This is a genomic window from Ruegeria sp. CK2 (genome assembly GCF_056536585.1).
In genome coordinates this window covers 223,393-237,600 of sequence record NZ_JBQFPW010000007.1, presented here as the reverse complement: position 1 = coordinate 237,600, position 14,208 = coordinate 223,393, and the positions used below count along the sequence as shown (strand labels likewise).

General features: G+C 56.5%; 13 protein-coding genes. 10 read left to right on the top strand and 3 right to left on the bottom strand.

The window, feature by feature from the left end:
• Nucleotides 1–952 precede the first annotated feature (952 nt).
• From ACR0BU_RS13220 to ACR0BU_RS13210, 3 genes are all read left to right on the top strand, one after another.
• Nucleotides 953–1,708 carry a hypothetical protein gene (locus tag ACR0BU_RS13220; RefSeq protein WP_480737782.1) on the top strand — a complete coding sequence of 252 codons (756 nt, stop codon included), beginning with the start codon at nucleotides 953–955 and terminating at the stop codon, nucleotides 1,706–1,708.
• Nucleotides 1,709–2,291: 583 nt separating this feature from the next.
• The gene (locus ACR0BU_RS13215) at nucleotides 2,292–3,326 is read left to right on the top strand and encodes a hypothetical protein (protein ID WP_480737781.1); all 1,035 of its coding nucleotides are present in this window, start codon (nucleotides 2,292–2,294) and stop codon (nucleotides 3,324–3,326) included.
• 11 nt (nucleotides 3,327–3,337) lie between these two features.
• Entirely contained in the window at nucleotides 3,338–4,936 is a 1,599-nt protein-coding gene (locus tag ACR0BU_RS13210; RefSeq protein WP_480737780.1) for a hypothetical protein, read from the top strand.
• Nucleotides 4,937–5,326: 390 nt separating this feature from the next.
• Here the strand turns inward: ACR0BU_RS13210 and ACR0BU_RS13205 are convergent, their stop codons facing one another.
• A complete protein-coding gene (locus tag ACR0BU_RS13205) occupies nucleotides 5,327–5,758 on the bottom strand; it encodes a RidA family protein (protein ID WP_480737779.1) in 432 nt (143 codons plus the stop codon).
• 85 nt (nucleotides 5,759–5,843) lie between these two features.
• On the opposite strand from ACR0BU_RS13205, the gene ACR0BU_RS13200 reads away from it, so the two are divergent.
• On the top strand, nucleotides 5,844–6,563 hold the full coding sequence (locus ACR0BU_RS13200; RefSeq protein ID WP_480737777.1) for a helix-turn-helix transcriptional regulator: 720 nt from the start codon (nucleotides 5,844–5,846) through the stop codon (nucleotides 6,561–6,563).
• A 93-nt stretch (nucleotides 6,564–6,656) separates the two neighbouring features.
• Here the strand turns inward: ACR0BU_RS13200 and ACR0BU_RS13195 are convergent, their stop codons facing one another.
• Nucleotides 6,657–7,088, bottom strand: coding sequence for a helix-turn-helix domain-containing protein (locus ACR0BU_RS13195; protein WP_480737776.1), 432 nt, complete (start codon nucleotides 7,086–7,088; stop codon nucleotides 6,657–6,659).
• 81 nt (nucleotides 7,089–7,169) lie between these two features.
• On the opposite strand from ACR0BU_RS13195, the gene ACR0BU_RS13190 reads away from it, so the two are divergent.
• Together ACR0BU_RS13190 and ACR0BU_RS13185 are read left to right on the top strand one after the other, a co-directional pair.
• Nucleotides 7,170–7,661, top strand: coding sequence for a DUF2938 domain-containing protein (locus ACR0BU_RS13190; protein ID WP_480737775.1), 492 nt, complete (start codon nucleotides 7,170–7,172; stop codon nucleotides 7,659–7,661).
• A gap of 429 nt (nucleotides 7,662–8,090) precedes the next feature.
• Nucleotides 8,091–9,116, top strand: a complete 1,026-nt coding sequence (locus ACR0BU_RS13185) for a hypothetical protein (protein WP_480737773.1) — start codon at nucleotides 8,091–8,093, stop codon at nucleotides 9,114–9,116.
• Here the strand turns inward: ACR0BU_RS13185 and ACR0BU_RS13180 are convergent.
• Nucleotides 9,076–10,686 (bottom strand): winged helix-turn-helix domain-containing protein, encoded by a 1,611-nt coding sequence (locus tag ACR0BU_RS13180; protein ID WP_480737771.1) that lies wholly within the window; start codon nucleotides 10,684–10,686, stop codon nucleotides 9,076–9,078. The genes ACR0BU_RS13185 and ACR0BU_RS13180 overlap by 41 nt on opposite strands.
• Before the next feature lie 104 nt (nucleotides 10,687–10,790).
• Between ACR0BU_RS13180 and ACR0BU_RS13175 the strand changes: the two genes are divergently transcribed.
• The 4 genes from ACR0BU_RS13175 to ACR0BU_RS13160 all read left to right on the top strand — a co-directional run bounded on the left by ACR0BU_RS13175 (nucleotide 10,791) and on the right by ACR0BU_RS13160 (nucleotide 14,020).
• Nucleotides 10,791–11,726, top strand: coding sequence for a homocysteine S-methyltransferase family protein (locus ACR0BU_RS13175; RefSeq protein WP_480737769.1), 936 nt, complete (start codon nucleotides 10,791–10,793; stop codon nucleotides 11,724–11,726).
• Nucleotides 11,727–11,840: 114 nt separating this feature from the next.
• A complete protein-coding gene (locus ACR0BU_RS13170) occupies nucleotides 11,841–12,464 on the top strand; it encodes a hypothetical protein (RefSeq protein ID WP_298938214.1) in 624 nt (207 codons plus the stop codon).
• Between the two features lie 72 nt (nucleotides 12,465–12,536).
• Nucleotides 12,537–12,956, top strand: a complete 420-nt coding sequence (locus tag ACR0BU_RS13165; RefSeq protein ID WP_480737767.1) for a GNAT family N-acetyltransferase — start codon at nucleotides 12,537–12,539, stop codon at nucleotides 12,954–12,956.
• A gap of 206 nt (nucleotides 12,957–13,162) precedes the next feature.
• Entirely contained in the window at nucleotides 13,163–14,020 is an 858-nt protein-coding gene (locus ACR0BU_RS13160) for an MOSC domain-containing protein (RefSeq protein WP_480737765.1), read from the top strand.
• The last annotated feature ends 188 nt before the right edge of the window (nucleotides 14,021–14,208 follow it).

The window sequence follows — 14,208 nt, the reverse complement described above, 5'->3', positions numbered from 1 at the left end:
GTCGGTTCCGGCGGCCAGTTCTCCGGAGACTATCATCCGCCGCAGCTCTCTTACGGCGCGCTGCGTGCTGGAAAGGGTTTTGCTGCTTTGGCCCTTCACGGCGTCTCCAGGGTGATCTTTCTTCCTTCCGCGGCTGAACGGTAGATAGTCTCTTCGATGCGGATCACGTCCAGATAGTCCGGGCAGTGTTTCCCAGCGGCGTACCATTTAGAAGGCCCGAAATGACATGACTTTGCAAGGCATGGACGCAATCACCACCAAATCCATCATGCGTGTTTGTTGGTAGAATTTGCCGCGGTGCTTGGCGAGCATTTTCAGAACGCACGTCCGGATGACGTCAGAGGATGCGAACAGTTTCAAAACCGTCTCCGAGAATCTGAAGCGTTACCTCAGACGAAGTTTCCAATGGGAGCGGTTCATCGGGTCCTTCATTGCGGGGCGCTCGCACGGCTGGACCGAGGCGACATTCGTGAGGTCCAGAGCCTCGTCAAGGATTGGTCGGAAGAGTCGAGCGTCCCATTTGCAACATGTATCTCGGCTCGCTCTACGGAACCATCGACGCTGTTATCTCGCGAGTCAAGCATCGCCAAAACGACTGGGGGCTATCGGTCAGGCGTATCTCAACTATCGCGGAAATTTTTCGTACGAGGATGAAAAGTTCAGCTTTGTCAGTTGCGAAAGCTGGATCGTCGTGTATCTGGACGACTGCGGTTTCGGCCGTTTCAAGCGCGGCAACGGGGAAGCGGCGATCGGCTTTTGTACAACGATCATCGGTCTCGACTGAGTGAACTGATGGGGCTCCGATGCGATCAGCGACGGGACCTGCGCCGGATGATGCGCGCGATGACGTGGAGATCTATCGCGAGGGTGTCCGGATACTCGAGTCTCGGGCTGGCCGATCTTCTCTGCACAGTTGGGCTAGAAAGCGCGGCGGCCCGACGAAGACGCCATTTTGACCGACCTTGCGCTGGACAGTCTCGGCACGCGCGCTGCGCGGTGCATGCTGAACGAGGCGCATGATCTCGCAACCCGCGATTCAGAAAGTGCAACTCAGGTGCACCGACTGACGTCGGACGCTGTCGCGCTCACCCTGCGTTGCCGCTTCGAGCCGAGCGATGACCCGATCATCCTTCCCAAATGGCACGCCTTGTCCCAGCATCTTCTGGTAATGGGCGAGTGGCTGGCAAAGAAAGACCGACAGAGATGGCTCCGACCCACCGATCGGGCAGCAAGGGGGCGGACGGCGGAAATCCTGATCCATGTGTCGAATGCGGCTGTCTTCGATCTGATGTCGGACAACCCCACGCCCGACGCTGTCACCCATTTCTACAATGTGATTTGCCTGATCGGGAAATTCACCGAAAGGCTTGTGCGTTCGCATCAGGTCGCATCCGGGCAAAAGCGCTTCCTCCGATGGCCGGATACCTTAGTGATGCAGGCCCTAGAAGGCGTTTGCCGGGCCATGGAAGCCTTTGTCGAGAAAGAGACCGTGTTGAGCCTGGGCATGGCATCAAAGCGAGGAGCTGCCGCCTATCTGGAAGAGCTCGCTGGCATTCTGCAACGCCAGATCCTGAGTAGTCTGATGGCGACAACAGGTTATCCAGGAGATGCCTTTGCGGTTATGGGAAGTGCCAATCAGCGATGGCACCATCCTGCGCGACCCACTGGTGCTGGTGCAACAACTAGGACATGTCCGGACGCCGAGTAAAAAGCAGCAAATCGATAGGAAAGAACTCGCCTACGCGCTGGAAAGAGCCACGCAGTGGGGGAGGCGGCAGCCTGCGCGCGGCGAAGCGCCATAGCGGTCACTCAAACCAGCTTCATCAATGTGTGCTTTCGTCCGCAGATTGTGAGTTCGATCATCTCCCGATTTCACGGCCACGGCGAAAGTCCGCAATCATGGCCGCACCAAATGCTTCGAGGCCTGAAAAGAGCGCGTTGGGCATGACGAAAGTGAACTCCGCGGTTATTTCCGAACCCAAACGTTCCACTCGGCGCAACGCGCCGCTCTCAGAAATATGTGCCCAAGAATGATATAAAGAATGGACAAAGCACCCTAACGACGGCGGAAACTTTGACCATGGTGCCAGCTTGACTAGGGAAACGAGGCTAACGCCGAGTTAATAAACAAACCACCCGATACTGCTTGTCCACGAAGGGGCTGCCATGGGTCTGGCCAAGTAAAATAGTTTCACAGTGCAATCTGAATTGTGCGCCTACGGTCATTTTGAGCGAAGTCACAGCTATGCTACACTGGGTTTGTTTCAGTTATTCTATTTTAGGGGTTTCCCATGTTCAATTATTCAGATCCGTCTGGATCAGATCACCTGTCTCGTTTTCGCGCAATCAGCGAATGGCGAGGTCTTGTCGAGGCGGAGTATCGAAGCGCGGCCAAGCAACCTGACAGCGCGTTTACCTGGATTGACGCTATTCTTGACGTCGACACAGCTGATCGCGCAAAGGCTACAATTCCATGGAAAGCTTTTCCAATTCGTGTCGGAGGAACGGCTGCTCAGATCGATGCCGACCGCAACTTGCAGGAGGAGTACGTTGAGTGGTCCGTTTTCCGTGCTCCGGGCGGAAACATAGATCGCATATCCTTTACAACTGAGTTTCGTGAGTACTTTGGCGTGCTGGCAGGGGTGTCACCGACCGGAATCAAGACTGCGGTTGAGTCCATGAATCAAGGCGCAACCCCGACCAACTCGGAGCTGTACGGCCGCAGCAACCTGGCAGGAACAACGGTCCGACAACGCGAGATTCTGTTTCTAAACCATCTGCGCAATAACCCATGGAATAACGGGCAGAAGGGTATTCTTGCGCTTACCACTCCGGTGAATTCCATACCTGCGCTTTTTGGCCTCGCTGCTTTCTGCGGTATCGAGCGAACGGGGCTTCCAGCGTCCGAAGTTTGCGCGAATGTTGGTGGAGCATGTGTACCGGGGCGACAATCCGATCCCCAGATTTGTACTGCTTGCCAGCAGCAAGTTCGCGCGTCCCGATCTTTTTCGTTGGTCGATCCAATTGGCATCTTTATCCAGCGCCTCGAAGGCAACTGGGCGATTGATGGTACCCAGATCGACATAAACGATCAATCAGCCGTAAATCCCCGCTGGGTTGTGAGCCGAAACGGGCGCCGAGGGACCCTGCTGGTCAGCGGAGCGGGTGAGCTAGAGCTGGACGGAGATCCGATCACAAGCGGCTCTCAGGTAGCGGACAAGCTGTTCGTGGCGGCAACGGTTGCAATTGCGGATGACGCAAACCTTCCGGAATGGGCACGCACGGGCAAAGAAAACCTTCAGCGCCCCGATGCGCGTATTGGTTGATGGAGGTGAAGATGAAACTCAAATTGACAGCGCTCATCATTGCCATTGCAGCACCGTTGCAGGCCCAACAACTGTTGCATCAGCCAACTGACGCCAGCCCTCCCACAACAATTCCAGCACCGCTGCTTAACGAGATTGACGACCCGTTTTTTAAAATCGCCATTCAGTCCGCACCTCAACCTCGGTCACTTACTGCAGTCATAAACACATTGCTGGAGGGTGGCAGATCAGACTTCCAGAGTTTTGTGGTGGGAGAACAGATTGGCCGCAGTGCCTTGTCGACCGAATGCGGTCCATCTAATCGGCGAATGGTTATTTCATTTAACGGCACCCACGCACCGAGCGGCATCGTTCTGGACAACAATGTGTTCTTTTCGGTCTTCATGACCCCCAACAACCCGGTAGGAGATATCGAAGTCGTCGCCTGGGATGCTACGCATGGCACCTATAACTACTACAAACTTGAGGGAGGAACCTGGCGTTTCCGCAACAGTTCCAGCGAGCTTGACACGGCCTCTTCAAGTCACCTTTCGCAGGGCTGCCTATCCTGCCACTTGAACGGTGGGCCAGTGATGAAAGAGTTCACTTTCCCCTGGAACCACTGGCACAGCCTGCCCAACACCTTTGAAGCTCTCTATCTGTTTCCCGGTGTGCAAAGCTGGCCGATTGCCAATACCAACTTTTTGGGCAACCGCTTGAACGGCGCTCAAATTCTCGAGGTCTCCATACAATCTTCGCTGCAACGGTTCGCGGACGCGGATATACGCGATCACATTGACACCGCCTCAGACGGAAGCGTGCTGGTCTCTGACCTGCCAAACTTGATCGATAGCCTGTTTCAGCCTACCGAACTAAATCTGGGAAGCTCCAACAAAACATCCGGGCTGGACGAAGGTGGCCTCACCGATCGTGCAACGGGCGCACTAAACATTCCCGACAGTTTCTTCGTGAACATCTTTCAGATGCGCGACATTGATCTGCCGGTGTTTGGCGGGTTGGGTCTTGTCACCAACGTATTCACACCCGGCAACCTCGGCCTTTCGCTCGAAGAATATGAGGAACTGCTTTCCGACAACAGTATCGGCACAGAGTGTATGCCGGGTCGCGATACTCTGTTCCCTTGGTTCGGGCCAGAACCGTCGGAATTCGACCGCCGAATGGTTGAACGCCTCAACAGACGCGGGGTTGTCGATGATGCTTTCATTGCCGCCGTGCTTGCCATTGATGTCGAAACACCGCTCTTCTCCCAAGAGCGGGCTTCCCTATTGCGACATGTTCCACAGGAAGTGAGGTCTCCATCACTGTCGCAATTGCCGGATACGCTTCGTGCAGTGGTGATCGCCAGCCTTGAAGCAGAATCAAATCGTTCTGCGGCGGAAGATGACTTTTTGACGTTGCTGAAAAACCCAGATCCGGTGACCGAACTGGACACTAGAGTCCGTGGTTTCCTGGCCCGTACTCAGGAACAGCTTGCAGACCCTGCTGCCAGGCAAACCCATCTTCAGCAACTGTTTTCACGCTTGTTGGAGAACCGGGAGGTATTTCAGACCAACCCCATCAGCGCTCCGTTGAACGAGTTTACGGGTCTCATTCCAAAGCCTGCCAACTAAGGTTAGGATTCATAACCAGTAGATGACAGTTTCTGCGAGGGTCTTCTCAGAGGAAGTTGGGTTGAGGCGGGCAGGGTGCTTTCGAACAAGTTCCAGCCCGGTCAATTTTGTCGCCGATCCTAGGATCAATTCTAGTTCATGTTTTGGCGGTGCCGCGAATGGCGGCAATGTGGGCTGCGACCGCAGCATCCTAAAGACAGGGCCACCGGCAGGAAAGGGCCGCTCAAACCTGAGCGAGGTCGGGCAGTCAAAAAGATGCCACGATAGCTCCGAAGTCAGCATCGAGCCCAACAGTAACCGATGCTGCGCAGTTTGCGGACGTCAGCTTCCACTTCATAACCCAGGTAGCGTTTGTGATTGCGTCGGCAAGTCGCCGCCGCAATCGAGCGCTCAATCCAAAAGCAAAACAGCCTCGACCTCGAAGAGCATCGGGTCGATGGCAAGCTTCGGAACGGGGATCAGCGTTTGCGCGGGCAGTGTCTCGCCGAACATCCGCTTCAGGTTTTCGGTCAGCACGCCGAGCTTCGACATATCGTGGTCGACCACGAACACGGTCAGCTTCACGACCTGTTTGGGGAGAGCGCCGAGCGCGTCGAGGACGGCAGCCAGATTGGAGTAGGCCTGCTCAACCTGGTTGCCGAACTCCGGCGATAGGTAACCGTTTTTATCCTGTCCGCCCTGTCTTGATATAAAAGCAAGCTGTCCCGCAGCGGGAGACACGACTGCCGTGCTATAGCCGTTTAGCCTGGGATCATGCAGGTGCGGTGGATTGACGATGCTCGGCAATGCGCCGTTGGATGTATTCTGGTCTCGGGACGTCATGTTCATTCTCCTTGCTGAGTGGACCGGGATCGACTTAGAACCCTACGGTGACAAAATTTGTCACTGAAAGTGCTATAGTGAATAAATGAACATCCGCCTCCGACATGATGCCATCGTGCGCACCCTTCGCCGTAATGGAACCGCAACGGTCGACGAGCTGGCCAGTCAGGTCGGTGCGTCCAGACGAACGGTATTGCGCGATATCGGGGCGTTGCGTGACCAGGGCTTTGTCATCCATTCCGAATGTGGGCGCGGCGGGGGCGTTCGACTTGATCCGCAATCCGTGCAGACCACCGCTCGTCTCTCGGTCACAGAGGTGTTTGCGCTTCTCGTCAGTGTCGCGGCCATGCGTGCTGCGCGAAGCCTTCCCTTCTCCGGTCTCGCCGACGCGGGGCTTGCTAAGATCGAGAAGGCCCTACCGTCGGACAAGGTGCGGGATCTGCGCAGGTTCCTTGACTGTCTACATGTCGGTCAGCTGTCGCCCAAACAAGACATCTCGGACATGGGCACGATTGACCTCGCGCTTTTGCCTGCCTTCGAAACCGGGTTTCTGCAACGGCAAAACCTGCGCTTCGGCTACCGGGACGCCAAGGGCGGGGAATCAAGCCGCGAAGTCGAACCGCAAGCTATGCTCATCCTGCCGCCGCTCTGGTATCTCGTGGCCTGGGATCCCAGCCGTGAGGATTTCCGGCATTTTCGCATGGATCGGATCAGCCGCCCCGAGGTTGTCGAGGGAACATCATTCCGGAGACGGCATATTCCGTTCGAGGACGATGTCTGTCCTTTCAGCGAATTACCACGCTGAACAGAAAACGCGTGACGTCCGGTCGGCAGGGGTCCCAGTATCTTGACCCGTCAACGGCCCCAAAATGTTGGCTCAGGTCCGCGCTCAATCCCTTCACCCTTTGTCGGGATTCTTTTTGGAACGCTTCGCCTCGACCTGCTTCTTCGTCAGTGCAACACGGATGATGCGCTGAAATCGCGGGCAATCCAGATGGTTTTCGGCGGTGCAATTCATGACATGGCGAAGGCCGTCCCGTAAGGCCGTCAGTTCCTTGATCCTCACGTCGATTGCATCGGCCTTTGCTGCCAGAACAGTACGATCCAGATCGGGCCTGCCTTCTGAACCCATCGTCTCTTTGATCTCGCCGAGTGAAAACCCGGCGGTTTGCGCCAGCGAAATGAGGGAAATTCTTGTCTTCACCTCGTCCTCATAGAGACGTTTCAATCCCCGTCGACCCACCGACCGGATCAGGCCAACCTCTTCATAATAGCGGAGTTTTGACGGTGAAAATCCGCTTGCGCGAGAAAGTTCAGAAATGTCGAGCATGGCCTTGACCTCAAGTGGGCTTGAGGTTGCATGTTGCCCCTCCACTGCAAAACATCAACAGAAACTAAGGTCGATGCCTCCATGACAACAGAAATTTTCTTCAGCGCGGTTCTGATCGGCCTTGGCGCGACAGCCTTCATGGATATGGTCGCCCTTTCCCAGAAGCTGATCTTCTCTCAGCAATCGCTTAACTACGCGATGGTGGGCCGTTGGCTCGGCCATGTCGCGCAGGGGCAGATTGTTCACAGGCACATCACGGCCAGCGACCCTGTTCCGGCAGAGCGTTTGTTAGGCTGGAGTGCACACTATCTGACGGGCGTCGTGTTTGCGCTGGTTTTTTTGGCCGTAGTCGGTCGGGACTGGCTTGAAGCGCCAAGCCTGCTGCCTGCGATTGCATTTGGAGTTCTTACAGTGCTCGCGCCTTTTCTGATCCTTCAACCGGGCATGGGAGCGGGGCTGGCGGCACGGTTAACGCCCGACCCACGAGCTGCGCGGCTCAAGAGCGTCTTTGCACATCTCAGCTTTGGAATTGGGCTTTGGATCGCGACAAACTGCATATCCATTTCATTCTAACATTTCGCGACTAGCGTACCGAAAACTGTCAGAAGCGCCACGGGGCGCTTATGACTGCCTTGTTGCGCAGGCTGTGAATTCGGCAGCCACCATATTTTGCTACTGCAGCGAATGTCTCTTCTGACGGGCCGCACCGCAGCGACGGCACTCGTCGTCCAGCGGCGGTTCAGGGCCGATCCTCGTCAAGGCAAGCTGTGACCGCGAAGAGGCCACTGCGGCACATGCTGCATTGCGTTCCGCTGGTTTGTAACCGAGCCAACCTAACGTTCTGATTGAAAGCGGTCTTAGCCAAATTACACCGAGGTTAGAAGTCCGCCTGCACAGCGTATTGCAAGAAATCATCGGTCGTCAGCGTGGCTCATTTTAGGATAAGCTGGCGGCGCAAAAACCCGATGATGGAAGGCCCACTTCCGAAAGAAAGTGCCAAACATGAAGCACGTACCAATCCTGATGCCTCTAAGTCTTGGCGTTATTGTCATCAACACAATGCCAGTCTGGCTGGCTGAGCTGGCAGGCCATCAGCAGGTGTCAGAGCCCCTAGCGGGCGGGTTTGGAAGTTTGGTCCTTCTCGCCGCGGCAGTGGCGTGCGTGGGTCCGATTTGGGGGAAATTTGCTCACGCCGCTCGACTATTTATCCCGGCGTCGTTTGCGATCCTCGCACTCGGCGAACGGCTCCCGGTGATTGGCCTTGGTTTGTGTTGTATCCTGCTGGGCGTAGCGCTCGGTCTTGCGACGAACCGGGCTCTGTATGGCCTGCGACAGGTGGAAGACCCTTTGAAACTCGTAAGTGCGGCGCTCACATTCGGTCTTGGCGTCTCATTTGCGATCTATCTTGTGCTGTTCTCATTTTCCCCGAACGTTATGTGGATACTTGCAGCCACGTCCCTGATCCTGCTGATGGTCATGGCCGATAATCCGCTTGTGGCGGACCGCCGACAAAAACACATTTCCTCTTCTAGTCTACCGCTTGGGTATGTTCCGTTCTTCGTTATGATGGGCGCTTATTGGAGCTTTCTGGAGCTATACGGCCAATCAATCGGTGCCAAGGACGGCTTGGCACTATGGCTACTGTTCAGCCTAGTTGCAGGAGCAATCGGATCGTTAGTAGCGGGGTGGTTTCCATCTTGTCATTGGCCGGGGTTGCGGACGTTTGCTTTGCTGGCGGCAGCCATTACGGGTGCTGCCAGCTACATCTCGCCGAACCTAAATTTGCTCGGCCTGAGTATTCTGGCCAACGGGTTTTTTCTATTTTTGTTCTTCCCGCTCTACATTTCCACTCATCAAGATCGGGCGCCTGTGGCCGTGGCGATTTACTTGCTGGGGTTTGCCTTTGGCGGCCTCGCTGGCGCGTTCATTCTGCAGATCTCAGGCTACCCGGGTCTCGGTCTGACGATTCTGGCCTCTGGCCTTGTCGCTATATTGCCGAGGCAGGGTCTGCCGTCGCGACGATCTTGAGGCCAGCTTGAGCCCAATGCTCAAGCGCGGAAGCCACAAGATCGCGGTTCGCGTCCCACATCGCAAGCTCGTCCATAACGCGGGCCTCGAATGCTGGGAAAACGGTGCGCAAAATCTCCACTTCGGTCTGGGCGGTGGCAAGATCGCCAGCGGCTGAACAGAGCCACACAAGATGCGCGTGGTACCAATAGAAGCCGGGCATGGGGTGGCGCTGTAGTTCCAACAAAGCTGCGTCAAACATATCGAGGCGCGTATAGCGCCACGTTTTGGCAAAGTGATACCAGCCCGGATGTTCGGGGGACAAATCGATTGCCTGGTCGAGAAGCGCGATAGCCTCTGCCTCTCGTCCGATGAACGCATAACAATGCCCGATCTCGGAGAGCACATCCGAGTTGCCAGGATTAAGAGCCAGAGCCTTCTCTGAGGCTTCGTCGAACCCCGCGATATCCATGGCATAGAGGCGGCACATCGCAAGCGCCGTCTGTGCAAAAGCATTGCGCGGATCAGCAGAGACCGCCTTTTCGGCAGCCGCGGTTGCAGGGGCCAACGCATCGAAATCAGCGCGTTCATTGACATGGTATCGAAACTCTTCAAGCAACAGGACTGCAAAGGCGGCCCAGCCATCAGACGCATCCGGATGGCGCGCCAGAGCGGGTGGAAATGCGTCGCGCAACGCGGCATGCAGTTGAAAGTCATAGGTGCGATAGTACTTGCGGAAATCAGCGACCAGGCGAAAGAGGGTCCAACTTTCGTGATGAATTCGTTCTGTCGTGAAACCTCCTTTGCCTTGTGCTACCGGCCCGTGGGGACCGGCTATTCGTGCGGCACAGATTTGTGCAATACGATCCTGCGCATCGAAGATCGAGTGAACCGTCGCCTCATGGTCAATTTGTTCGGACAAAAGAACAGAACCAGATTGTGTCGAGGCAAGCTGAACGCTGACCCGCAGGCGCGTCTCGGTTCGCCGGACACTGCCTTCCACGATATAGTCGGCCTGGTATTTGTGTTTCATCTGTGAGGGGTCGAGCGCTGCCGTATGAGCCGCATCGGATGTGGCCCGTGAAAGAACCTTTAGGTCCCGAAATCGGGACAGGCTGGTGATGACCTCATCCGTGAGCCCTTCAGAGATGAACCGGGCATCGGGATCGGCGCTCGTAATGCGAAACGGCAGAACCAGCAGGCAGGGCGCGTCTTGCTCGATACTTGGGTGCGTTTCAAGGTGCCGGGCAGCCTTTCTCAGACGGAACCCGACGCCGTGCACAGTTTCGATAATCCGTTGTTCGGCGCCTGTATCGCCGACCGCGTGCCGCGCCTCCTTGATGGCCGTAGACAATGTCGCGTCGGTGACGATCCGACCGTTCCAGACCCGGTCGATTAGGTCATCCTTACTCACGATCTGATCGTTGGCATCCACTAGGGCGCGCAGGATTCCAGCCGTCTGCCGGGTCAGACGGCGCGGTTCATCGCCACACTCTGCGGTCATCCGATCAAAGTCGATCCGGGCATCTGAAATCTCAATCCTCATCGACCAAAGGATACCCAAATGCGCAACCGGGGAAAAGCTCCGCAAAATCTCAGACTCTTCTCAGGATTATCTCAAGCGACGCCTAGCGCCGTCCCTTAGGTCTCTGCACAACCCGCCGCATTCGAGGCCACAGACCGAAAGGACAGACCATGAAGTACCGCAATGCACTCCCGCAGATGGCTGGCAAGCAGATGATCACGGACGGTGGTCTTGAGACTTCGCTCATCTTTCATGACGGGATCGACTTACCCCTTTTTGCCGCGTTCAAGGCGCTAGAGACCGATGCCGGGATCGCCGCCATGGATGCTTACATGGCCCGCTTCGCCAGAATTGCCGTCGATGCAATGCGTGGTTTCATCATGGATACGCCGACATGGCGGGCAAGCGCGCGATGGGCTGCGGAATTGGGAATGACTCAGGCCGACCTGCGGGCAGTTCATCGTGAGGTGATCTGTTCTCTGACAGGGTTGCGGGATCAATATGAGACTGCGCAGTGCCCGTTCGTCATCAACGGTGTAATCGGGCCGCAAGATGACGGGTATGCGCCGACAAGGGTCATGTCTGCCGCACAAGCGGAGACCTATCACGCTGCACAGGTCGACTGGTTTGATGAATTCGGCGCTGACATGGTGTCTGCGATTACCATGACATATGTTGATGAGGCCATCGGCATAGCTAGCGCCGCGAAGACACTAGGTATACCAGTTTCAATTGCTTTCACTGTTGAGACGAACGGGCAGCTGCCATCGGGCGAAACACTGGCTGAGGCGATCCACGCGGTTGATGAGGCAACGGATGCGTATCCGGCCTACTTCATGATCAATTGTGCGCACCCGGACCACTTCGCGCATGTTCTTGAAGGCGATTGGACATCCCGGATCATGGGGCTCCGTGCCAACGCGTCTCGCATGAGCCACGCGGAGCTTGACGCATCAGACACGCTTGATGACGGAGACCCGAACGAACTTGGCGCACTTTATGCCGGTCTTCTGCCACAGTTGCCCAACCTGACGGTCATGGGCGGCTGTTGTGGGACGGATCACCGCCACGTCGCCGCTATCTGCGCGGCCACAACCGCCACCTGAATCCGGAAACGTAGGACGCCATGGCGTGCACATATCAACAGCCGTTTGCGGTCCCAACCGCACGCGTTCTGTAACCCTGACTTCAAACGCATATCTAAAAAATGGAATTCTAAAATGTTGAAATCTACCCTAACCACTCTGGCCCTGTTGACCACAACCAGCATGGCCACTGCCGACGGCGCGCCTATGTCTTTTGATGTTGCCGAAGACCTCAGCCGATTCATCTTCGCCTCTGAGCCGGTGTTCGAAGACGGCGTGCCCGCCTTCGGCAATGCCTTCGTCACGCAAGGTTACATCTATGAAGATGGCACACTCGATGGTGGCGCTGAAGGTACGCTGGCAGATGGCAGCCCTGCCTTTCCCAAAAAGGTGATCGGCCGGTGGACATGCGATGGTTATTTTGTCGGCGCCGGCGCGCGGACCACAACCGGCGCGATGGTCATCACGCGGCAGGTGTTTGAATTTGACAACGGCGACATCCTGATCAATCAGGGCGCCGAACTGGCAGACATTGGGGTCGACGCCCCTCGCGCTATCACGGGCGGGACTGGCAGCTTTGCCGAGATCACTGGCGAAATGACCCAGGTGTTGCTTGGCATGACCGATGGGTATGGCGTGCGCCTTTCCGTCGACATCCCATCCAATGAACAGGCGGCAAGTGACGAGCCTTATGTGGACGAAACCGATCACATTGAATGGGATTCCGGTTTTCCAGTTGGCCCCCTCAATCAGGGTTGATCCCACCCAGAACCAAGACGGCCCGAACTCTGGAGTGGGTCCGGGTCGTTCCTGAGATCAGAGGAACGAAAAGTGCAAATTTCACAGCACTCCAAAATCACCGAAGCGTCCGTCGATGACGCGGAAAACCCTACCAAGCTGATCGACATCGCCGGGGAAGGCATTCCCACATGGCTCTGGTCCGAGTCGACAGGAGACTCCAAATCGGTGCTTGAGGTCGGTCGCGAACGCGCCATGCGAGAAAGCGGCGGGTTCTCCTATCGAAACGCGCGCGTCGCTTACTCAAATTCTGCCACGCTCGGGATGGTGCTAAGCTATCCCATCGACAAGGCCCCGGAGGGCAATCTCGATGAATTGCCCGCAGCCCCCGCGCCCTTTGTGGCGTTGGAGCGCCGTTTGGTCGGTACTTGGTACGTAAATGCCCTCGCGGTCTTTCCTCACTTTCGCGGCCACGGACTTGGCACGGAATTGCTTCGCGCAGCCGAGACATAGGCGCAGACGGCAGGGTACACGCAGATGAGCATTCAGGTTTATGCACAAAACATCGGTGCGACGCGACTTTATGCCAGATCAGGGTATGTTGAAACCGCAAGCAGCCCTGTGCGAGACCATCCCTGCCAGCCATACTATACCGGTGACGTCCTCCTGCTGAAGAAGCAGATTTTCTGAGGGACGTGCCAAGACAAATGAGGACAACAATGTCAGCAACACCAAAACAACCAACGGTTCGATCCTCTGAAAACGAAACGTTTTCGATCTGTCTGGCGGAAATCCTCCGGGCGGAAGTAAATGACATCCCCAGCACGTCCTCGGGTTTGGGCTTGGAGCATATCGGATACTGGCTGGCAGCGCAGAACCTTGCCCTGATCCCGGTTCATGAGCCTGCCGGATTCCAGTGGGCTGGCTGGTGGATCGGTCGGCTGGACGGCGGTGACGGATACGTCGTGATGGCCGGAACGCCTTCGGGCGTCGCCTGGGTGCCGGAAGGCGTGACCTGTGGATCGGGGGAGGTCATCGAAGGTTGGGTCATTGCCCCTCCTGCGCTGTCCCTGCGTGCACGAGGTGCCAATCAAGGGGCTGTCGAGGCCATCTACCGGTTCGCAGACACAGGCGCGCCCGGCGAAGCGTTGAAACGCGCACGCCTCATTTCTGGCGTTGGTATGGAAGGGGATCGCTATGCTTTGGGCAAAGGACACTTCCAAAGTGAGGGTCGCTGGGGTCAGGCCCTTACGCTTGTTGAAGCGGAAGCAATAGAGATGCTGGCGTCCGAGCATGGCGTTGTGATGGCACCCGTTGATGCGCGACGGAATGTCGTGACGCGTGGGATTGATCTCAACGCACTCATGGGAGAACGATTTCGTATTGGCTCCGTGCTGTGTCAGGGGTCGCGGCTGGCCGAACCCTGCGCATGGCTTCAAAAGACAACACCCAAGGGTATGCTGCGCGGCCTGGTGCATCGTGGGGGTTTGCGTGCAGATATTCTGGAGGACGGGGAGATAGCAACAGGAGACGTGATCCTACCTCATGCAGCATCATCTAAGAGAGATCGCGCTTGACGTGCGTCCGTTCTGACACAGTGCACATCAAGCAGTCATTCTAGCCTATGACAGCAGCGGCGGCAAAGCCTCGCAATTCCCTAATTGTGAACGGTACCACATTTCGCGCAGGCAGCGAATGTCGGCAACGCGGGCTGCGACTGCAGCATTTCAATGTCATGGCCAACGGCAGGAATGGGCCGGAACGG